Consider the following 21918-nt stretch of genomic DNA (forward strand, 5'->3'; position numbering starts at 1 on the left):
CACCTTAGTTAAGCGACATAAAATTGCGCAAGCAGTTTAAAGCTCGACGGAGGGGCACCAGCCCAGCACAAACTTGAACGACTGGTTAGGTGTTTTCACCATTATGCATTTGGACATGGATAGGGCGAGCCCAAAACCAGCTTAGGAACCTGCTACCCACAAGTCACCCAAATGAAAAGGGTACTACCAACAGTATTATCAAAAATCGTCCATCTTCATTGATTGTTCTCATGAAAAAAGTGAGTGACGATGCATAGGAAAATAACTGAACAATTTATACTGATTCTGCAGAGACGCACGTAAAACGAACAATATTCAAGCAGCCCCCACAAAGTAACAGTGTAAGTCATGCTTAGGATGTGATTAGCACGTTGGCGTTAGTTATTTGCAAGAAAACAGACAGAAAGAAGTCTGCAGGATTTCTTGAGATGAAGGCAAAACTCATAATCTGTGGCAGGATTAACCTATGATAAATGCATATAACCCATAACAGGCCAAATTATCCCATGATAGGTTTAAGTAACCCATGACCAGTACAACCGACAACAAGAAGCCGCCCGTAGGCTCGGCTCGGCTGTTTCTGCGATTTGCCTATCGGGTTGCCCGCAACTTTCTGCGCAATCACGGGGTGTTGCTGGCGGGCGGAGTGGGCTATAACGTACTGCTGTCGGCAGTGCCTATGCTGGCTGTGCTGGCTGTATTGCTTACCCGCGTGGTGGACGAAGATCAGTTGCTGGAAGTCATGACTGTGCAGGCGCAACATTTTGCTCCCGGCCATGCCAGTTTACTGCTTGATGCAGTACGGGCGTTTATGTCGTCCAGAGACATCATAGGTATTGTCGGTCTGCCGATGTTGCTGTTTTTCAGCTCATTCGCTTTTCGTATGCTAGAAGAGTCCATTGCTATCATATTCCACCGCTCGGAGCTCCCTCCTCGCAACTTCTGGGTGTCTGCGGTGCTGCCCTATCTTTTCATTTTGATACTGGGCGCCGGCCTACTGGCACTAACCCTAGTATTCAGCTTGGTCAATGCCTTGTATGAAGCACCGGGGTTTATTCTGTACCTGATCAGTTTCGTGGGGGTATTTCTTCTGTTCAGCGCCATCTACAAGGTGCTGCCCATTGTGCGCATCTCTACCCGCAGAGCCATAGTCGGGGGCTTTATTGCCGCCATTCTCTGGGAAGCGACCCGCTTACTACTGATGTACTATTTTCTGAATATCTCTTTCGTTAACGTGGTTTATGGCTCATTGGCCACCATTATTGTGATACTGACGAGTTTGGAGATTTCCTCCATTATTCTGTTACTCGGGGCTCAGGTGATCGCAGAGCTGGAACGCAGCGAGCGCTACGGCCTGCCCTGGTATGAATCGCCAGACTGAGCCGGTTAACGTAAATACCATGCTGCAGGCTGTGCGCGGCGCACTTGCTCAAGGTTACCCTGCTGCAACACATATTCTGCCGCAATGGCATGACAGAGAAAAAATGGCATGCTTTCAGTAAACCCATAAGCACCCGCAAAACCAAAGATTAATGGGTCATCAACGTTCACATCACCGGCGAGCGCCACTGTACCCAATTTATCTAAACTGGTGCAAAGCGGGCCATGCAGATCAAAATAATCAGGCTTTGCTGTTGACGCTCTGAGCATAGCCACAGGAAAGGGTTGCTCGGTAATGGCTGGGCGCATTAAATGATTAATCCCACCAGCGAGCACTAATTGTTGATGCTGAAAATTTTCTTTACGATCCACCACCGAGGTCACGTAATAGCCCATTTCAGCGACGGCAAAACGGCCTAATTCTAACCAGAGCTCGCTCACCCCAGCTTGTGCTTTAATTTTTGCTAAGTCGGCGACAATGGTTGACCAGCTTAACCCCTGCCCTGTTTGCAGATAATCCACCCCGAGCCCACCGCCTAAATCTAATACCTCTAACGTCATTTCTAGTTGTGCAGCCAGCGATAACAAGGGCGTGACCATTTGTGACCAAAGCTCAAACATGCGCTCATTGCTGAGCATATTTCCCCATTGAAAAATATGTAAGCCATTGATATTCAATGCAGGAAAATCGCTGACTTTGACTGTCTGCCACGCTTGGCAAGATAAACCAAAAGGCGTTACTTCGTTCCCACCTAAAGGATTTTTTTCGCCCTCAGACCACTGTAACTGCACGCGTAATAACACTTGCGGTTGACAAGATAATTCACTCGCGGCTTGGTTAAGCCACTGCAACTGGTTCAAACTCTCTACCACAAAGGTGCGTACACCTTGGCTGAGAAAGGCTTTCATTTGCCGCTTTGACTTGGCTGGGCCCGTATTCAAAATGCGCGCGGCGGAAACATCTTGCGCTAATACTTGGCTAAGTTCGCCCTGACTCGCCACATCAAAATTAAACCCCTGCTGGGCAAGCGTGCTTATCACGCGCGACAATGGATTGGCTTTAACCGCAAACCACAGTTTAATCACATCTTGGTGCATCAGCATCGACAAGTGTTGCTCAAGAAAGTCTAAATCATAAACAAAAAAACCGGCTTCATCTTGCTCGGTATCGGCACTCTTTTGCAGCGCTGCAGAATGCTCGGCTAGTGATTCAAGTACCGCAGGTCTCAGCCAGCTTGGCCTAATTGTCGAAGGTAATATTGCCGTCATTTTTTACTCCTAGCGCAGCACAGATTCAAGATCTAACGCGGCATTACTGCTGTCATCGCGGTATTTAACAATTAACGCACACGCCATATTAAGCCCTTGCAACTCTGCCCAAGCACCCGCAACCGGTCGGGTACCGGGCACCACCACGGCATTTTCAGGAATATCGGCACCTTTCCCCAATAGCAACTGATTAACACAGTCATAAACCGGCACCGACGCCGACAACGATACCCCAGGTGCTAACACCGCGCCTTTTTTCACCACAATGCCTTCCACAATAATCACCCCCGCACCTAAGAAGGCATTATCTTCAATAATGACCGGCCTCGCGCCAATAGGCTCTAGCACACCGCCAATTTGCACCGCTGCGGAAACATGCACATGCTTGCCGATTTGTGCACAGGAGCCAATCAGTGCATGGCTATCGATCATGGTGCCGCTATCAACAAAAGCGCCAATATTGATATAGGCCGGCGGCATAATAATCACGCCCGGCGCCACATAAGCACCACGACGAACCGATGAACCGCCGGGCACCATTCTCACCTGATCTGCAAGGGTAAATTCACGCGCAGCTAGGTTATGCTTATCAATAAAGCCACGATAAATGCCCGCAAATTCAGTATTCTTTCCGGCTTCAAATGCCGCTAGAATTGCTCGCTTTACTGCCGTATTGACTTGCCAAGTACCGCTACTATCTTGTTCTGCCGCACGCACTTTACCGGTTTCTAGATCTGCTAATGTTTGTTGCCACGTCATGGGTTACTTCTCGCGAGAATGTATTGATGGATGTATTGAAAGCCGTGCCGCACAAAAAAGCCCTCCTCACAGTGCGACTCACGCAGTGATAAAAGGGCGTCGTGTAACAGGCGTATCTGCCAAGCTGACTTGAGTAGAACGAGGCCTAGGTATACGAACCTGCTCAATACACCAAACTCGAACCTATCAAGTGTCGATACCTTAATTAAATCGAACCCGTTAGCATGAGCAGGTTAATTAGTGCCAAAGTAAAGAATAGGGTTGGAGTTCAACTTAATGCTGTTGTCCATCCGCTACCTAGCTGCGGAAAAATTATTTGTTGAGCCCCTGTATGGTTGAGGATTAGGCCATCCGCTCAAGCGGGTTTCGGCCAGACAAAATCTGGATGCAAACCTTCATAGACCGGGCGACCGTCCGATGGCTTGGGGTAGTCTTTTAATGCGTCGTAGAATGCGTGATAAGTGGGCTTGGGGAACGAGGCTTCTTCGTAGCCCATGACGTTGGGCACCGCGATGCGAATGCGTTTTTGTTTGTCATCAAGCATCAGAGCGGCGCCACAATCGGCACAGGTGCAAAGCTCAAGCGGCCCGCTTGGGTTTTCTTTGTTGAACGGCTGACGGTTCATTTTTTCGGGATGATCAACCGAAAGATCTGCGTAGTTGAAGAAAGCCACATGCGTGCTCTGCTGGCCTGTCACGCCCTTGCAGACATTACAGTGACAAACGTGGTTATCAATTGGTTCTGCCTTGGCGTTAATATGAACGTGCTCGCAGCCACCTGTATATAAATTGGTCATAATCTCTTTCCTTTTGTGCGTATCCGTCTGGACCGCAGCTTCAGTGAAAACAAATAACGACAGAAGCCTTTATATAGGCCGCCACCGATGACAGTTACAACCTAATATCATTCACACTCGACAGAGCCGATGCTCGTTGTTGGAAACCACAGATGCTCTCGCCGTAGATTGATGCCTTTCGCTCGATAAGCTTAGTAGATATATTTTGTAAAACATATAACTGAGTTAACAACAATAATCGCTGATCTACCCAGCTTCGGCGATGCTCAACGGATTGACCAAAATAGTGCTCGATGCACATAAAAACGTCCGCCTTACCCTACGGCCATCGATTAGTCCGACACCGTCAAATAGTAGTCGGGGGTGGTATTCAGCGGGCAGGAATAAAGGTATTCGCCGGCTTCCAGCTCAATTTCATAATCCTGACTCGCTCCCGTAACTAAGCCTCCGCCGGAGACACTGGGTAACAGTACCCGATCCAGCAGGCCAGCCCCCCGCAGCCAAAAACCCAGTTCATAGGGCACATCTCTATTGGTTACCCTGAAGATATAACGGCCGGGTTCAAGCTCCAGCTTGCGCGCTTGTGCCAACCGCTCAAGGGCGGTCTCGGCATTAATGCGATCACAATCAGCCTTAGCTTGGGTAACATAACCGTGATCCACCCCGTTCTCGCTCTCAATAAACTGGCAGCCGGTCTGGGTCAGTTCGATGACCATCGGCTCTGCGGCCGGAACGGTATAAGGCAAGACCAGTGCTAAGGTACAGACACCTGCGCGTAACAGCGGGGAAAGAAGAAATCTGTTCATGGTATTTACCTCCATGATATCCGGTTCATACAGGACAAATGTCCCTAAGGCTTGGCCTCGATGTGCAAGAGCCCTGTTATACATGACCGGCACAGGCGGCAAAAAATGCCGAATTTGAGCATTGCTCAGCCGGAGAACACTATTTAGCTTGAAAGCAGTATGTAGCTTAAGAATACCGTGCAGCTCAAGAGCACATCGAGATCCATATACGGCGCCTTACGCAGACGTTCATCCATAGGCATCACGCAATAAACCGAAAAAGCGAACCAAGGCCGACAGGACAAGCACTTAGCATGAGTGGCTGATTGGTTGTTACGTATCCCGAATTCATACATTAAGGTTATAATCACCTGCTAGCCAATACCTACTCCATTTTTGAATTCTACATCTCGGGCCTATCACTGTGAGCACACTGCATCGAAGTAAAAAAAACCAGACCAAACCTGACAGTAAAGGCCTGCACCCGAGAAGTCTGCACCAGCAAGGCTATGATTTTACCGCGCTCATAAAAAGTTACCCACCACTGGCTCCCTATGTGAAACCAAACGCGCACGGTAACCTTTCCATCGCATTCACAGATCCATTGGCCGTAAAAACCTTAAATGCCGCGCTATTAAAGCGACACTACAATATTAGCGATTGGCATATTCCAGAAGGTGCGCTGTGTCCGCCTATCCCTGGCAGAGCCGACTACATTCATTACATCGCGGAATTGCTCGGGATTGACGAGCCGACTACGGAACGGGTTAAAACCCTGCCTAAAATCACCTTACTCGATATAGGCACGGGGGCAAATGGCATATACCCGCTGTTGGCCTGCCAACTCTACGGTTGGCATTGTGTGGGTAGTGATATTAATACTCAGTCGCTGGAGAACGTGGCCTCAATTATCGCTAATAATCCCCAGCTAAACGGCAGCTTCACGCTGCGCACGCAACAGGATAAAAATCATATTTTTGAGGGTATCATTCAAGCGGGAGAATTCTTTGATGTTAGCGTATGCAACCCGCCCTTCCATGCATCAGCAGATGAAGCACTCAAAGGCAGCCAGCTTAAAGTCAACAATCTTGCGCGTCATCGCGGCGAGCAAACATCCACACCCACAGCTCCCACTTTAAATTTTGGTGGTCAAGATGCAGAGCTGTGGTGCAAGGGTGGCGAGCGCATGTTCCTTAAAAAGCTGATCAAAGAAAGCCATGCGTTTTCCACACAATGCCGCTGGTTTACCAGTCTGGTTTCGAAAATTGACAATGTGCAGCCTGCCAAAAAGTTGATTAGCAAGCTAGGGGCGGTCGATATACGGGAAATAAAAATGAAGCAGGGAAATAAAATCACCAGAATACTGGCTTGGACGTTCATCTAAGTCTCGCAAGCATTACATCGGGCTAAGTAATAGCGTGCAAACAATGTGATTTCTTCTACTAAGTAATGCCGCGTAACTTAAGTAGCTCATCGTAACTGATTGCGGAAACATAGATCAGGCTTACTGCAGCCTCTTAAAGGCCTACACCAATAATATTTTGCAACGGAACCCACGGAAGAGCACGGAAAAATTAAGCTGAGATAAGAACGAGCCAGTTAACATGGGTGGCTTGTTAGTTTGCGATGGGAGAGCCGCTGCCCTGCTTTTCAAAGTAAGGTTCAATATTCATATTGATACCTTACCTATCAATTTGCATAAGCGAACGACTGAAGTGCCTTGTTCACTGCGACTCGATAACCCAATTAGCTCCTCCAGACCCAGCCTCACTAAACTGGATATGCACGGGGTAGAGGGTGCCACAACCAGAAACAATCCATTTTTCTCGCCAAACACGCATTCCCGGCTGCCCAACAGGATTTTGCATAATCCAGGGATCAAATGCCTCGGGTCTGGAGCAGCCCAGTGTTGCCACTTTAGCTGCCACACCAATACTGGCGTCACTGATAAGCTGTTGATTTGCCATTGAGCCTTTTGCAATAGGCACGGCTTCACCATCAGATGAGGCAAGGCTTATTGAAACATCTGTATTGGCTGCAAAAAGGGGGGGACTAATAAAAAACGCCAGTAACACGGCGCTAATCACAATAGAAAATAAACTCGGCATTGGCTCTCCTTGCGGTTATCACCTAAAGCATATTGACGCCATCTTCATGAGGGCAACTAATGACACCATCAACCATAGTTAACGATTTGGCATTATGCTCCTCTATAAACATCTAAATTTCAGCCATTAACGTTAAGAGGGAAAAACCACCACGTCATCGCCCTCTTGCCATGGCTGAAACTTAGACATGGCTTGTAGAAAGCATGCGTGTTCTAGCCAGTGCTGTAGCCACAACTGCAGCTTTGGGTACGGTAGGCGGTAAAAAACCTCACGATCCACATGGGCAAATTGGCGAACAAACGGCATGATGCCAATATCGGCAATGGTCGCGTTATCGCCCATTAGATAAGGGTTTTTAGTCAGCAACGCCTCTAAAACCTGTAAAAAGGCTTCACCCCGTTGCCGATACTCGGCCTGAGTCATGTCAGGATGACGATCCGCGTATTTATAACGATCCAGCCAATGTTTAAATTCGTTGTCGTTTTGCTCGATCAAGGCGTTGGCCTGCTGCAAAACTTTTGCATCTAACAGCCCTTGTGGGTCTTGCTGCTCAAGCGCCCACACCATTATCTCCCGGCTCTCTTCAATCACAGCACCATCAGCAAGTTGTAACACAGGCACTGTGCCTTTCGGGCTAATCGCTAGCATCTGGGTAGGTTTGTTTTTCAGGGTTACCTCCCGCAGCTCCACCTGCAACTCAGCAAACAAGATGCCCAGACGAGCGCGCATGGCATAGGGACAGCGACGAAAAGAGTACAAAAGATGATGTGAGGAAGTCATGGCTATTTTTCGCTGTTGAGTCGAGATCAGTGGGCTCAGCATCGCTGATACCAGTGGTGACTTAATGTCACTCTTGATCTCTGTTGTGGGTGAAAGTCGGTATGGATTTATAACATCAACTGACTAAGTAATGCCTCAAACGCAGGTACTACTACGCTGCGACCGTGTAATTTGCCATGTTCAGGCTCTTTAAAACTAAGGTTTACCGCTATTTTTACACGCTTAAGTCCGTGATTTACGCGAAAAAAAGATGGCGATCTGGCAGGCTACCGCCGAGCCTTGTAGGCAACTACTGCCTCCTTTACGATTTAACTTAACCTTTGTCACCTGCTTTGCGGCTTGATTTACAGCTGTTATTTTCAGCTAGATTTTAAATCTCAAATGAAGCTGGCAGATTATAAGCAATGTGGGCTGAGAATATAAGCGCGATATTTTTGCGAATGCAATAGACAATAAAAAGCCGCCTTATTTTCATAAGGCGGCTGTTAGCCAATAAACTTAAACCTACATTAGTTCAGGTTGATTAAGGGCGTACGGCAGAGACTTCAATTTCGATTAACCAGCCTGGATTAACCAGCGCGGCCACTTCTACTGCTGAGCGTACCGGTAAGTTAGGCTGTTCTTTGGTGCCAAAAAACTGAGTGTAGCCTTTCATAAAACCAGAAAAATCAACTTTGCCTTCTTCTGCCACCAAGAACACCTGCATGCGATACACATCGCCCATGGTGAGGTTGAGGCTCTCTAAATTTTTCTCGATTGCCTTTAAGGTAGAGACGGTTTGTTCTTCTATGGTACCGAAAGCTTTTAAGCTATTAGGGTCGGCTTTATCGTCAATCACCGTGGGTACTTGGCCACTTAAGTGCACCACTGTTTTATTGGCCGGCACTTCTACCGCCAATGAGATAGGAAAGTCAGAGTTTGGGAGTTTATGGCGGATTAGCTCACCTTCTGCCGCTTGAGCTGAACTTGCGGCAGTCAGCATCATGAGGCCCATGGCTAAACCGGACATTTTGTAGCCAGAAATCAGTGTGCTCATTTAAGCTCCTTAAGGGGTTAGCATTGAGTGTTAAACATTTTTATGGATGGATAAATATTTAATTCAGCACCCTATTTACGGCGCCAAGCTTTCGCTTGGCGCCGCTTAGTTTAGCGTTTAGTCACCGCTTTTACCTCTTCTAGGGTGACTTTTTCTGGGTAATCGTTACCAAAGTGAGTGCGCACATAGTTTACAACTTCCACTATCTGCTCGTCTGAGAGGTAACTCTTAAAACTCGGCATGCCGCCAAAACCATTGGTTAGCACATAAATGGGGTAACCTGCGGCGCTGAGCTTAGGATTATTAGCAAGGGCCGGATAAAAACCGGCGCCCGTGTGCACACCTTTACCGTCTTCCATGTGGCAGCCTTGGCAAATGCTGCTATACAGCTCTTCACCGGTTTTTTGCTCAAACTGGCCACTCTCAGAGACGCTGGGAGTGCCTGCTAACGCCCCAACGCTCATCAAAGAACTGGCAGCTAGCATAAGAGCGGATGTGGTTAACTTTTTCATCATTAACTCCTATTAAGCTTCAGTTTTTTTGGCTGCTTGGGCATGAGCATGCAAGCGATTCACGGCATCCAGTGACGATAAGATTGCGCCTTCCATCCACGCAGGAATATAAGAGGCGTGCTCACCGGCTAAGACGATACGGTTATCCATTTCACATAAGTTTTTATAGTGTTTTTCGCGTGATTCTGGCGTCCATAGGCCGTAACAACCGTTGGTCCACGGCACTTTGTGCCAGGCTACCGCGATACCGTTATCAAACTCTTCTTTGTATTGCGGGTGTATTTGTGCGCCATATTCTAGGGCCTTTTTCACCCGCATTTCGGGTGACATGGCGGTAAATTCGTAAGAGTTCTCATCCCACAAATAGCCGCCCAGCAACACGCCTTTACCACCGGAGTGATAATCGGTGCTGGGGTAACTGATCATTTCTATCGGCAGATCCGTGTAGCTGATGCCGCCGTAAATATGTTCATCTTCTTCCCAGAAGCGACGCTTAAACTGCAAGCCCACTTTCACACTGGTATCGTAAGGTACGGCGCGAATGGCACTGCTCAACTTACCGCTAAAGTTGGCGGGGATCTGGCCCAGAATAGACAATGGTATGGTACACACGCACCAGTCCGCAGACTCGGTCATGGTGTCGCCGGGCTTTTCGCTGTCTACATAGCTGACCGTAACGCCTTTATCATCCTGATGGATTTTGGTGACTTTACTGCTGTAGCGAATAAGGCTACCCAGTTCTTTTTCAAAGCCTTTGGCAATCATGTCCATGCCGCCGATGGGCTGAAAAATCGTGCTTTGGTATTCAAACAGGTTACCCGTTTGCAGGTGCTTCCATAAGTCAGAGTTGAGCAACTCTATGCCGCCCATGGGATCGGACAGCTGGGCGTCCGGCATTAGGCCGCCGCCGGGCATAACATCGTAGCCGCGCATTAAGCTGGCTTCTACAGACTTCACGTATTTGTCGTCACCGTTGAGCGATCCCCATTGGCGCATCACTAACAGCAGCCGCTCGGTATCATCTTTGCTCATGGCATCGTCTAGGCCTTTCTGGTTTACGCACTTGGCCAGCAATTCTGCAATGTGCCCTTGAAAGTCTGCGTTAACCTCACGATAGCGCTTTGGCTTACCGCCAAAGGCTTTAGTGCTGTGCACATAGGCGTTGTGGTTAATTTGGCTAAAGACTTCCAGCTTCACGTTAAACTGTTTGCAGTAATGCAATACTGCATGGTGATGGTAAGGAATGCGCCACGGGCCTGGGTTGATATATAAGCCTTCATCAAATTTACACTCTTGCTTAGCCCCACCTAATTCGGTGTAAGAATCCCCCCCTCTTAAGGTCCAACAACGCCCGCCGGCTTTTTGGTTGTATTCCAATAACTTAACTTGATAACCGGCTTTACGTAATTCATAGGCTGCTGTCATGCCGGCTAGGCCTGCGCCTAAGATCAACACGGTCGAGCCTTTAGGGGCCTCGCCCGAGAGTTGGTAGTTGTCTTTATCAAATTTAGATTCACTGGCAAAACCTAAGGTGGTCATCGCCTGATACATAGCGGCGGCGCCGGCGGTTTTACCAATCCAAGATAATACTGCGCGTCTACTTACACCTCGAGTGGGTTCCATATTCGTTTATCTCCAGCAGCTGTTTCATGTTAGCACCCCATTTATTTGGCATAGGGTTGGCAAATATTGTGCTGATGCCGTTGCTCTACCTAACCTGAGTGAGGGCCGAGTAGTGAGAGCTTGGCTTAAAACTGAGCTTAGACCAAGGTTGCACTTTTGTTTATAAACCGTTAAATAATAGCTTGCTAACAGTGAACTAGGCCTAAATAAAAGCAAATAACAGATTAAAGAACATACTGAATTAATATTAACCAACGAAATGACTCAAACTAGTCTGCCTTTGTAGCTAGAAGTTATAGGTAGATTGAGAGCATCAATACTGCGCTCAGTAAGGGGAAAGTTTTCGGCTCATAACAGCTAACTACTTAGTGATCTTAGTATTTTTTATGTGGTGATTAATCGTAAGCCTTTGATAACTAACATGGCACTAAATGCTGTGTTACCCTAACTCGTCGCATTGCTGCTGTAAGTATAAGCAATGCCAGCATCTTCATTCCTAATTCATAACGCTGACCGCCGATCGGAGGCCACTGGTGAACCAATTGAAATCTCTCACGCTGCTGCTCTTATGGATGCTTTGTGCTCCTTTAATGAGCGTGGCGCATGCCCAAAGCGCGACTACACCCTCTCCTGCACCTTATGAGGCGCTTGCTGAAATTTTAGAAAATGAGCAAACCCGTACTCAGCTTATTGAGCAACTGCACTTACTGTCTGAGCAGCAAAAACTGCCTGCATCACAAACCCAAGCAGCGCAAGGCTCGCCCGCAGCATCGCCTAGCGAGCAAACGGGTGAGCCTTCAAAAACGAAACAACTGGCTGACACCACCCGCAACATTGCCGGTGATATGGGCAAGCAGTTTCATAGCTTGGCCAACGTTATCCAATCACTGTTAATGGGTGATATAGATGGCGATAACGGCAACTTTAAAATGAGTAAGTTTGTTAGCGCCAGCATTAATCTGGGTTTGGTGATTATCGCCACTTGGGTAATATTTTGGCTGTTACGCCGTTTGGCCCGCCCTATCTTTACGCGTTTAAGCCATTGGTCACGCCATAGTGAAAGCATTCATGAACATAATGCCGTTACTCATAACGATAAAGCTACCAACGAAGCCAATAGCCCAAACAAAACGCCGGTTTTGCGGTTAGTGGTCGGGGTGGCTGTCGCGGCCGTAGTGGATGTATTGGCACTCGGTTTGGCGTATGCCGCGGGTAGCTTGATTGCCACCTTTGTGATTGGCCAAACCGGTGAGCTCACCACGCAGGCTTCATTATTTTTAAATGCCTTTTTGGTGATTGAGTTATTGAAGGCCGGCTTAAGAGTCTTGTTCTCGTCGGGTTATGACGGCTTGCGCTTATTGCCCATCAACGGGCAAGAAGCCCGCTACTGGAACCGCTGGTTTGCGCTGCTGATCGGCTTAGTCGGCTATGGGGTTATGGTATTGGAGCCCTTGGTCAACATTAATGTATCTCCCACCTTGAGCCAGGCCATTAATACCTTAATTATGCTGGTGGCCTTTATTTATGCGGTGATCGTTATCCTAAAGAATCGTCTGCGACTGCGCCGGGCGATTCGACTGCAAGCCGAAAAAAGTACCCTCTCTGCCGGGCAATTTAGCCTGATCTTGTTATCCCGTACTTGGCATTTAATTGCACTGGCCTACTTTGCTACCGTGTTTGTGCTGACCCTGCTCAGCCCCGCCGAAGCACTGCCCTTTGTGCTGTATGCCACGCTGAAAACGCTGGCGGTGATTGTGGTGGCAATTTTGTTGTCGACCTTGCTCAGCCAAACCATCGGCCGTCACATTAACTTATCGGACGATTTACGCCGTAAGCTGCCGTTGCTGGAGCCACGCATTAATAGTTATGTGCCAACGGCGCTGCGTTTTTTACGGATACTCATAGTAAGCATGGCGGTGCTGTTAGTGCTGAACGCTTGGTACATCGTGGATTTAAACGCCTGGTATGAGTCTGAAGCTGGCGGCAAGCTAATGAGCAAAGTGATTGCCGTGGCCATTATTTTGGCGGTCGCCGCCCTGCTATGGGTGTTATTGGCCAGCTTAATTGAGCATAAACTGAACCCCGAAACTGGATCAGGTCAGCCCTCTGCGCGCGCGCAAACGCTGTTATTGCTGTTTAGAAACGCCTTGGCCATTACCTTGGCCACCATGACCTTTATGATTGCCCTCTCACAGATTGGCATTAATATTGGCCCGCTGATCGCCGGTGCCGGTGTGCTAGGTTTGGCCATTGGTTTTGGTGCGCAAAAACTGGTGCAAGACATAATTACCGGCGTATTTATTCAAATAGAAAATGCCATGAATACCGGTGATGTAGTGACCTTAGCGGGTATTACTGGCACCGCCGAGCGCTTAAGCATTCGCTCGGTGGGCATACGTGATATAAACGGCACCTATCATATTATTCCCTTCTCCAGCGTAGATACGGTGTCTAACTACATGCGTGAGTTTGGTTACCATGTAGGCGTATACCGCGTGGCGTATCGCGAAAGCATAGACGCGGCCATTGAGCAGCTGCAGCTTGCCTTTGATGAGCTGGCCGCCAATAAAGACATGAAACACGAAGTGCTGGATGCACTGGAAGTGTCGGGTGTGGTGGCCTTGGCCGACAGCTCGGTGAATATTCGGGTTCGCATTAAAACCACACCGGGTATGCAATGGGCCGTAGGGCGCGCTTATAACCGCTTAGTGAAGCAGTACTTTGAGCAGGCCGGTATCGAAATTCCGTTCCCGCACAGTACTGTTTACTTTGGCGTCGATAAAGCAGGGAGTGCACCTGCGGCTAACGTGCAGCTTATGGAGCAAGCAGTTGAGCTAGCTGCGACTGAAGAACGCCAAGCTAAGCCCTTGAGTGTGAAGTTGAAAGCTAAATCCAGTGCTGCATCAAACCCCAGTGATGATGCCCCAATGACAACGACGACTAGTTAGTCGTTAGTTCGTTTTTATAACGTTAAAAGGCCACGCAATTGCGTGGCCTTTTTTTAGTTTTTTAAAGCTTAGACACTACTACTCTGTTCATAAGTATCGACCAAATCAGAAAAGTTCACCTCCGGCAAATACTCAAAGCCGGGCTTGGCAAACAAGTAGCCTTGCATCAGCTCCACACCTGCTTCGCGCAGCCAATGATATTCGCCTAGGGTTTCTATGCCTTCGGCCAGTGGCGTGACGTTAAGATCGGCAAACATACTTAGGCAATTTTTGACTATGACTTGGCGTACTTTATCTTGTTGGATGTTACGAATAAGCTCCATATCCAGCTTAATAATATCGGTTTGAAAGTCCGCTAATAAATTAAGGCCGGAATACCCCGAGCCAAAATCATCGGTGGCCGTGGTGAAATTTAGCTGCTGATAATATTCAATTACCCGCTGAATATGCTTATTATCCTCGAGCTTTTCGGTCTCAGTAAACTCAAATATAATACGCTCGATAGGAAAGTTATGCTCTTTGGCTGCCGCAAGCGTGGTGCGTATACAACGCTCAGGTTGAGAAATAGCATTAGGCAGAAAGTTAATGCTGAGCATAGTGCTCACCTCGAGCTTAGCTGCCAAAGCGATGGCCTTAACTCGGCACAGCTGATCAAATAAGTAGCGGTTCTCATCGTTAACCTTGGAAATAATAGAGTACGCCGACTCATTATTTAGGCCACGAACCAGCGCCTCATAACCAAATATGGTTAAGGATTGGCAATTAATGATCGGCTGAAACGCCATGGTAAAATCAAAATCCAGCGCCTCTTTATTCACACATTGGCTACAATACACTTGCTCGCAGCCTCCTGTTTTACCGTTCATCAGTCTCTCCTTGTACCGCTAAAGGTCAACAGACCCTAATAACAAGCCACCGCTGTTACTGATTAAGCAAAGCTTTATAGACCTCAGCCTAGCTTACTCAAGCGAAGCGGTATAAAAAGGGCGCGAATATGAGTGTCTAGGTGAGCATTACCCTGCGATAAATACATATCGCCCTACTTTCTTGCTCATTAGTAGCAGGTTAGGTATTGATAGTGTTCATCTCATTAACCTGCTGCTTAAACAAGCTGTGCAGCTTGCTTGAGCCATGGGTAATTTTTTAAGGAATTAACGTGTCCGAAACACAGCGCCCTCAGGCTCATCGACCTTGGATCTTAACTGCATTAATGTTGTTTATGATGCTGGCTGCCATGGACGTAACCATTGTATCCACCGCAGTGCCGCAAATCGTGGCGGACTTAGGCGATTTTTCATTGTTTACTTGGGTATTTTCAATTTATTTGCTGACGCAGACCGTCACTATTCCCGTATACGGTAAGTTGGCTGACTTATACGGTCGAAAACCGATTTTGATCTTTGGCAGTACGTTGTTTTTAGTGGGATCTGCCGCCTGTGCCTTTGCCTGGGATATGCCCAGTTTAATTGCCTTTCGTGGGCTGCAAGGTTTGGGCGCGGGCGCCATTATGGCCACCATCAACACCTTGGCCGGCGACTTATATAGCCTAGAAGAGCGCGGTCGCGTGCAAGGCTATTTGTCCAGCGTGTGGGGCATAGCCGCCATTTCTGGTCCCATGTTAGGGGGCACCTTTGTGGAATATCTGACCTGGCACTGGATATTTTTAGTCAACCTGCCCATTGGCCTGCTGGCGATTGGCTTACTGATGGCGTTCTTGCATGAAGACGTGGTGAAAAAGCGCCACAACATCGATTATCTCGGCTCCGCCGCCATCTTGGCCGGTGTGGGCAGTTTAATCTTTGCACTGATGCAAGGCGGCACGGCTTGGGCTTGGGGTTCAAGCGCCAGCTTCACCGCCTTTGGTATTGCCGTTCTATTGCTGATGTTTGCGGTATGGACACAAACTCGCGCCCTTGAGCCCATTATGCCAGGCTGGCTGTGGCGCAATCCGGCACTGGCGGGGGCAAATTTAGCCATGATCGGCATGGGCTTTATTATTATGGTACCCACCGCTTATTTACCAACCTTTACGCAATCCGTGTATGGGCTCAATGCCATTAGCGCCGGTTTAGTGCTGGCGGCCATTAGCTTGGGCTGGCCGGCGGCGTCTAGCTTGTCGGCCAAGTTGTATCTGCGCATTGGTTATCGTAATACGGCCTTGATTGGCAGTGTGCTGGTGTTATTGGCGACAGCAGGATTTTTAGTCTTTCCCTATCAAGTGTCAATTTGGGTGCTGGTGCTAGATCAGGTGTTGTTGGGTGCTGGCTTTGGTTTATTGTCGACGCCCTTATTGGTGGGCGCGCAAGCCTCGGTGGGCTGGCAACAACGCGGCGTGGTCACGGGTGCCAATATGTTCTCGCGCTTTTTAGGTCAGAGTTTGGGTATTGCGGTATTTGGTACGCTGTTTAATGGCAGTTTGACTACACAACTTGCCAAGGCACCCAATGAGCTGCGCGCGCGTTTACCTCAAGATATCGATGATGTGGTGGTCAGCTTGCAGCAATCGGACCTGGCCGCAGATGTGGCGCTCTATCTGCGCCACAGTGTGTTTGATGCCATTTATGGCTTGTATATGGGCTTAGCGGTGGTCGCCTTGTTGGTGCTATTGGTGGTAGCGGTTAGCCCCAGACAATTTAGTAACCAGCAAACGGAAACAGTGACTGCTGATTGTTAACACTAAACTAAAGCCAAATTACAAACCGTGGCGAAGTCCTCTTTACCTAAGAGACGGCCACCAACAAAAAACACCATACTCCGTAGCCGCTAATTTATTCAGCGGGCCAGCGTAGCTGGATGTTTTAAAGCAGCGCCAAATCCTAAACCACCAAAAACGGCAAACCGTAGCTCATGCTCTTTACCGAAAACAAGGCTACCTACAAGGTTAAAACCAAGCGCTAAGACCATGGCTAAGGAGTCTTGAATCTTCCTGATTACTTATGAACCTCAGCTATTATGCGCCCTGTTTCAGTTTGTTCTTTTGTAGCTGCCGGTCTGGCTCCAAGGTCAAATGGTCTGGGTTTTGTAGCAGCCCGTCTCTTTGGTAAAGAGGACTTCGGCTGGCCAGCTTTGCTGGCTGTTACTGAGGTTTAGATTTAAACCAAAACATAAAACCGAGCCGAATAAATTGGCTCCTACAAGAGAATAGGCGCGCGACACTCTGTAAGTTATTGAATCTGTTCATTAATAATTATTGAGATATGGCTAATCATTATGGGTAATCAGGTGAATCTTTAATATCATTCTGGAAATCTAACTGTTCATCCTGCTTCGCAACACCGTCGAAGCCCTCTTCACCGAAATTATGAGATAGATCATATTTTTACTTAGATTGGTATAAGATCCTGCAACGATAAAACCCACGTTAGTTCCGCAGTATTAATTGCCTCGCATTTTTAATCTTATCTGATCATAAAAAAAGCCCCCGCAACTTGCATTGCGGGGGCTAAAACTTATCACTTAATAATAAAGATTAAGCGGGCTCTCCGGCGAAGCCGCGTAAGCCTACTACGTGCACTTGTTCTTGCTTGCCGTGTACCTTACGGATCAACTTATAAGTGGTGCCTTTTTCGGGGCTGATATTTTCTGGCGCGGCAATCAGCAATTGCATATCTTGGCGCTCGCAAAGCTCAAACAAGGTGGCAATGGATCGCGTATCTAGGCGCGCCGCCTCATCTAAGAATAATAAGCGACACGGCAATACCTCACGGCTGCGCAAATGACGGGACTCTTCTTCCCAGCTTTGCAGTACCATCAGCAAAATTGCCTGGCCAGTACCGATTGCTTCACCAGTAGACAGCGCGCCACTTTCGGCGCGCAGCCAACCGTCGGCCCCGCGCTGTACTTCGATATCCAGATCCAAATAATTGCGATAATCCAGCAAGGCTTGGCCTAATACCTGCGGGCTGCGATCACCTTGTTCAAGCTGCGGATTGATGCGCTGGAACAACTTGCCCATGGCTTCGGAGAAGCTCATTTCTTTGCTGCCAAACAAGTCTTGATGGCGGCCTTCTTTATCGCTCAGGGCTTCTAACAAACGGGCATAAGTGTCGCGAATATTCACGTTTAAGCGCACGCCCCCCACCAAACCAAAGCTGATATTTTGCAGGCCTTGGTTGAGTTGGCGAATACGGTTTTGCTCACGCCTAATGATGGTATTAATTTTTGCCGCCACTTCATGGGACGACAACGACAACTGACCTTCGCGCTGTTGCAGCTCGTCGGCTAAGCGGCCCAGCTCTACTTCCATTTCTTCCAGCGCTTCTACTGGGTCGTCGGCCCGAATAATATCGTGGCGAATACGCGCTTTAAGATGGCTAAACACCAGCACATAAAACTGCACTTTTTGCAGGGTATTGCGCTGGCCTTCACTGATGCGTAGCGCATCGCGCAGCTCTTCATCGTTAGCCACCGCCATGCGCAGCGCGCCTAAGGCTTTATCAGAAATAGAGCGCAGCTCATCAGCATCTAAATAAGCGAGTTCGGGCTTAGCGAGGCGACGCTCTACATCGTTATCACGAGCTAAGCGCACCACGGTCGCCCAATTGGCTTTATGATTGACCAGCGCCTTGCGCGCAGCAAAATAGCCTTGACCGTCTTTGCCTAAGCGTTGACTGAGCGATTCAATCTCGCGCTTACACACTTGGCGCTGAGCCTCGGTTTGGCTACGACGGCTGCGGGTGTGTACCAATTCGCTTTCGCGTTCACGCTTATTACTGAGCGCTTTTTCTTCCATGTCGTCAGACAAGCTAATGCCAAGTGCGGCAAACTCTTCTTTAAATTCAGTCAAAGTTTGATTACGGGCACTATGGCCGGTCACCAAGGCGGTGCGTGCTTGCAGTGCATCGGTAACGCGACCGCTCAGTTGCTCAACACGAATGTTTGCCTTACGTCTGGCGTCTTCTGCCTGCACTAATTTGGCTTTTAAGCTGTCGTTCATGGCCGAGCTTTGATCTAATAACTGCTCCGCATCCGCATAGGCCAAGTGCGGCAAGCGGGCCACTAACTGCGTCAATGCATAAGTGCGGGTGCGGGCTTCGGTCAGCTCGGCTTCGGCTGCCAATACTTGTTGCTGCAGCTGCTCAAACTCGGCGGGATCTTGGCGTAATACTTGTACTTGCTCCGCCAAGCGGCCTAATTTTTGGCCGTGTGCGGCCATAAAGTCGCGGGCTTGGGTCAGGGCATCTTGTTCAGCAGTGGCCGCCGCTAAACGCGCTTCGGCTTCAGGCTCATTTAAGTACTCGGCCAAGGGCAATAAGCGTTGCAACAGCGTTTGTTGGCCGCGCACTTGCTCACGCTTGGCTTGCCATTGCTGCAGTTCACTTTGGCTGTTACTTAATTCTTCATCCAACTGCGCTTGACTGGCGCTGAGTTGCTCGAGCTCGGCTTCTGGGTTTGGCCCAAACGCATCCTGCATGCCTTGGCTCACAAATTCGCTTAGCTGATGATACAAGCGACTTTGTTTTTGCTGATTAAAGGCCGACTCGGCGTACTGAGCGTTGCTGGTTTCTAACTCAAGATTCAGCTGGCCAATTTTCGCCTCGCGCGCCGCGCGGCCAAATAAGGGCTCTGTGGTAAAGCGCGAATAGCGCAATTGGCGCTCGCCGTTTTTCACCCAAATTGCGTTACCCAGCTCGGTGGCGTGCAATACATCTTCATCGAAGGCATCTGGGTTGCCTTGGATCAGATACACATCTGCAGGGCAAGACTCTAGCGCTTGCAGTTGCTCAAGGGCAGCTTGCGGATCCTGCACTACTATGCCGTTACGAGCCGGGCCGTACAGCGCCTCATAATAAGGGGCATCTTCTACCGCGATATCGTCATACACATCCGCCAGTAAGGTGCCGCCTAATTGCTCACACAAGGCGATAAGGCGTGGATCTGCATCACTGCCGCCGTGCAAGCCGCGCACTTGTAGCTCTAATTGCTGCTTGGTGTGCAGCGCTTGTTGCTTAAGCTGCTCGGCACCGTGCTCGGCACGCAAAGCCTGTTGCATGGCGGCGGTAACTTCAGAGGCGTCCAATAACGGCAAATCTGATAACTCACGCAGCCTAACTAATTGCTGCTGAGCCTTATGCCACGCCGGTGCTTGAACGCGCAGTGCCGCCACTTTGGGGGCAATAAGGTTGCGCTGAGCCTGAAACTGGCGTTGTTCATCGGCACAATCGGCAAAGTGGGCTTCCAGTTCAATGCGTTGCTCGTCCAGCTCAGCGAGCTGCATTTCCAGCTCGTCCGCGTCATTCACCTGTCGGCCTAACTGCGCTAATTCAGCTTGCAACGCTTGTGCTTTATGACGCTTATCGAGGTTTTGCGACGCTTGGGCATATTGCTGGCGAATACTGGTTTCGCGCGCCAGCAACGCCTGATACTCACGGCCTTGCTCGAGTAATTGATTGGCGCGCACAAAAGCCTGCGCCCGCTCTACATTGGCGTCTATGCCTTTTAATAACGCTAAGGCATGATCGTATTGGGCCCGTGCCGCTTCGGCTAACGAAAGATGCTGGCGCTGCTCAAGCACCACGCTGGTTAATGCTTGCTCTTGGGCAAGGTGGGCTTGTTCTTCAGTTTTTGCCGATTCTGGCGTCAGATCCGGTAAACCACAGGCCACCTTCGCCTCGCCGAGGGCGTTGCGCGCTTGGCGATATTGAATGGCGCGGGTTTGTTGGGTGTCGAGCGCTTGCTGATAATCCGCCAACTGGCTTTTTAGGCTGTCGACTTCTTCATCCGCCGCACCCTTAGTAGTAACCGCCAGATCGTGCTCGTCTTGCAGCTCGGCTAAGGTTTCTTCTTGAATGGCCAGCTTCTCGGCCAGCTCATCTAATTCATATTGATAGCTTTGAATTTTTTCATTGAGCTTAACGCCGTTTAATACTCGCGCTAAGTGCTCGGAAGCCATGTCTAATTCTTGGGTTAACATGCGCTCGTGGGCGCCCAACTGCTCCAGCTCGTCCGCCAGATAAATCAGCCGCTCGCGCTCTTCGGCCAAGATATTACGCTCGTGAGTCAAGGCTTTGCGCGCCGATAATGCTTGCTCAGACAGGCGCTTTTTCTCGGCGCTGTTACGCACATAATCCGCCGCCACATAGTGGGTGGTTTCGGTGATCAGTTGGCGAAATACATCACGCTGGCGCTGGGTTTCACGAATCGCTTCTAGGGTGCGGCGGTTTTCAAAGATGGCCGCTTCCATATCGTTAAACGCTTGGCGAATACCGGCGTTTTCTGGCAATAAGTAATCTTTAAGGCTGCGACTAATAGTGCTGGAAATACCGCCATAGAGCGAAGCCTCAATCAGACGATAAAACTTAACGCGGTCGCGCTGATCTTTAAGTTTGCGCGGCGTGACACCCACATCAAACAAGAAGTTGTGATATTCGGATACGGTATTAAAACGGGTAAATTGCAGGTCACAAGCAATGGCCGCGGCTTTCAATTCATTGAGCGAGCGCACCTGACCACGACCGTCTTCAAGCTGAGCTAACAACAGCTCGGTGGGCTTAATCTTGTCTAAGTCACCGAGACTAGCTCCGCGCACGCTAAAGGCGGTGAGATTCACCTTGTTATCGCGGTTTGCTACTTGCTCTAGGTGCACACCAAACCAGACGCGCTCGCCCTGAGAGGTATTAATCTCGATCATGGAATAGCAATGGCCGCGCTGCAGCTTGCCGTATAGGCCTTTGTCGCGACTGCCAGATTGACTGCCCGCTTCGGTAGTATTACGAAAATGCAGTAGGCTTAAGTCAGGGATCAGCGCGGCAATAAAAGCGGCCATAGTGGTGGACTTACCGGCGCCGTTACCGCCAGAAAGCGTGGTCACAAGCGTGTCCAGCTCAAAGGTGCGAGCAAAAAAACCGTTCCAGTTGACCATGGTCAGCGAGTGGAATTTACCACGTACAAAGTCGCTCGCCGCAGGCTCGGCTTCTTGTTCA

15 protein-coding genes are annotated in these 21918 nt (G+C 49.1%); 4 read left to right on the forward strand and 11 right to left on the reverse strand.

From position 1 onward, the window contains the following. Positions 1-526: 526 nt before the first annotated feature. Positions 527-1381 carry a YihY/virulence factor BrkB family protein gene (locus R0134_RS08555; RefSeq protein WP_319781458.1) on the forward strand — a complete coding sequence of 285 codons (855 nt, stop codon included), beginning with the start codon at positions 527-529 and terminating at the stop codon, positions 1379-1381. Between the two features lie 5 nt (positions 1382-1386). Here R0134_RS08555 and R0134_RS08560 read toward each other — a convergent pair whose 3' ends face one another. From R0134_RS08560 to R0134_RS08575, 4 genes are all read right to left on the reverse strand, one after another. After that, entirely contained in the window at positions 1387-2649 is a 1263-nt protein-coding gene (locus R0134_RS08560) for a PLP-dependent decarboxylase (RefSeq protein ID WP_319781459.1), read from the reverse strand. Positions 2650-2658: 9 nt separating this feature from the next. Further along, the gene (locus tag R0134_RS08565; protein ID WP_319781460.1) at positions 2659-3408 is read right to left on the reverse strand and encodes a 2,3,4,5-tetrahydropyridine-2,6-dicarboxylate N-succinyltransferase; all 750 of its coding nucleotides are present in this window, start codon (positions 3406-3408) and stop codon (positions 2659-2661) included. A gap of 355 nt (positions 3409-3763) precedes the next feature. Next, positions 3764-4204, reverse strand: coding sequence for a GFA family protein (locus R0134_RS08570; RefSeq protein WP_319781461.1), 441 nt, complete (start codon positions 4202-4204; stop codon positions 3764-3766). 332 nt (positions 4205-4536) lie between these two features. Beyond that, positions 4537-5010 (reverse strand): hypothetical protein, encoded by a 474-nt coding sequence (locus tag R0134_RS08575; protein ID WP_319781462.1) that lies wholly within the window; start codon positions 5008-5010, stop codon positions 4537-4539. Between the two features lie 403 nt (positions 5011-5413). Between R0134_RS08575 and rlmF the strand changes: the two genes are divergently transcribed. Further along, positions 5414-6373, forward strand: a complete 960-nt coding sequence (rlmF, locus tag R0134_RS08580; protein ID WP_319781463.1) for a 23S rRNA (adenine(1618)-N(6))-methyltransferase RlmF — start codon at positions 5414-5416, stop codon at positions 6371-6373. A gap of 340 nt (positions 6374-6713) precedes the next feature. On the opposite strand, the gene R0134_RS08585 is transcribed toward rlmF, so the two are convergent. From R0134_RS08585 to R0134_RS08605, 5 genes are all read right to left on the reverse strand, one after another. Further along, positions 6714-7097: a hypothetical protein gene (locus R0134_RS08585; protein WP_319781464.1), complete on the reverse strand. Its 384-nt coding sequence runs from the start codon at positions 7095-7097 to the stop codon at positions 6714-6716. A 132-nt stretch (positions 7098-7229) separates the two neighbouring features. Continuing rightward, on the reverse strand, positions 7230-7877 hold the full coding sequence (locus R0134_RS08590; RefSeq protein WP_319781465.1) for a glutathione S-transferase: 648 nt from the start codon (positions 7875-7877) through the stop codon (positions 7230-7232). Between the two features lie 523 nt (positions 7878-8400). After that, positions 8401-8913, reverse strand: coding sequence for a RidA family protein (locus tag R0134_RS08595; protein WP_319781466.1), 513 nt, complete (start codon positions 8911-8913; stop codon positions 8401-8403). 110 nt (positions 8914-9023) lie between these two features. Continuing rightward, positions 9024-9428 (reverse strand): cytochrome c, encoded by a 405-nt coding sequence (locus R0134_RS08600; protein ID WP_319781467.1) that lies wholly within the window; start codon positions 9426-9428, stop codon positions 9024-9026. A 9-nt stretch (positions 9429-9437) separates the two neighbouring features. After that, positions 9438-11048, reverse strand: a complete 1611-nt coding sequence (locus R0134_RS08605) for a flavin monoamine oxidase family protein (protein WP_319781468.1) — start codon at positions 11046-11048, stop codon at positions 9438-9440. Between the two features lie 533 nt (positions 11049-11581). On the opposite strand from R0134_RS08605, the gene R0134_RS08610 reads away from it, so the two are divergent. Next, the gene (locus tag R0134_RS08610; RefSeq protein ID WP_319781469.1) at positions 11582-13996 is read left to right on the forward strand and encodes a mechanosensitive ion channel domain-containing protein; all 2415 of its coding nucleotides are present in this window, start codon (positions 11582-11584) and stop codon (positions 13994-13996) included. A 68-nt stretch (positions 13997-14064) separates the two neighbouring features. Here the strand turns inward: R0134_RS08610 and R0134_RS08615 are convergent, their stop codons facing one another. Then, on the reverse strand, positions 14065-14862 hold the full coding sequence (locus R0134_RS08615; RefSeq protein WP_319781470.1) for an EAL domain-containing protein: 798 nt from the start codon (positions 14860-14862) through the stop codon (positions 14065-14067). Positions 14863-15152: 290 nt separating this feature from the next. Here R0134_RS08615 and R0134_RS08620 point away from each other — a divergent pair, with 290 nt between their 5' ends. After that, positions 15153-16670 carry an MDR family MFS transporter gene (locus tag R0134_RS08620; RefSeq protein WP_319781471.1) on the forward strand — a complete coding sequence of 506 codons (1518 nt, stop codon included), beginning with the start codon at positions 15153-15155 and terminating at the stop codon, positions 16668-16670. 795 nt (positions 16671-17465) lie between these two features. Here the strand turns inward: R0134_RS08620 and mukB are convergent. After that, positions 17466-21857, reverse strand: coding sequence for a chromosome partition protein MukB (gene mukB, locus R0134_RS08625; protein WP_319784334.1), 4392 nt, complete (start codon positions 21855-21857; stop codon positions 17466-17468). Positions 21858-21918 lie beyond the last annotated feature (61 nt).

The sequence above is a fragment of the Oceanisphaera sp. IT1-181 genome, from assembly GCF_033807535.1.
Classification (GTDB): Bacteria; Pseudomonadota; Gammaproteobacteria; order Enterobacterales; family Aeromonadaceae; genus Oceanimonas.

Coding starts and splice junctions, on each gene's coding strand:
- R0134_RS08555 (WP_319781458.1), top strand. CDS start 527: ATGACCAGTACAACCGACAACAAGAAGCCGCCCGTAGGCTCGGCTCGG.
- R0134_RS08560 (WP_319781459.1), bottom strand. CDS start 2,649: ATGACGGCAATATTACCTTCGACAATTAGGCCAAGCTGGCTGAGACCT.
- R0134_RS08565 (WP_319781460.1), bottom strand. CDS start 3,408: ATGACGTGGCAACAAACATTAGCAGATCTAGAAACCGGTAAAGTGCGT.
- R0134_RS08570 (WP_319781461.1), bottom strand. CDS start 4,204: ATGACCAATTTATATACAGGTGGCTGCGAGCACGTTCATATTAACGCC.
- R0134_RS08575 (WP_319781462.1), bottom strand. CDS start 5,010: ATGAACAGATTTCTTCTTTCCCCGCTGTTACGCGCAGGTGTCTGTACC.
- R0134_RS08585 (WP_319781464.1), bottom strand. CDS start 7,097: ATGCCGAGTTTATTTTCTATTGTGATTAGCGCCGTGTTACTGGCGTTT.
- R0134_RS08590 (WP_319781465.1), bottom strand. CDS start 7,877: ATGACTTCCTCACATCATCTTTTGTACTCTTTTCGTCGCTGTCCCTAT.
- R0134_RS08595 (WP_319781466.1), bottom strand. CDS start 8,913: ATGAGCACACTGATTTCTGGCTACAAAATGTCCGGTTTAGCCATGGGC.
- R0134_RS08600 (WP_319781467.1), bottom strand. CDS start 9,428: ATGATGAAAAAGTTAACCACATCCGCTCTTATGCTAGCTGCCAGTTCT.
- R0134_RS08605 (WP_319781468.1), bottom strand. CDS start 11,048: ATGGAACCCACTCGAGGTGTAAGTAGACGCGCAGTATTATCTTGGATT.
- R0134_RS08615 (WP_319781470.1), bottom strand. CDS start 14,862: ATGAACGGTAAAACAGGAGGCTGCGAGCAAGTGTATTGTAGCCAATGT.
- mukB (WP_319784334.1), bottom strand. CDS start 21,857: ATGGTCAACTGGAACGGTTTTTTTGCTCGCACCTTTGAGCTGGACACG.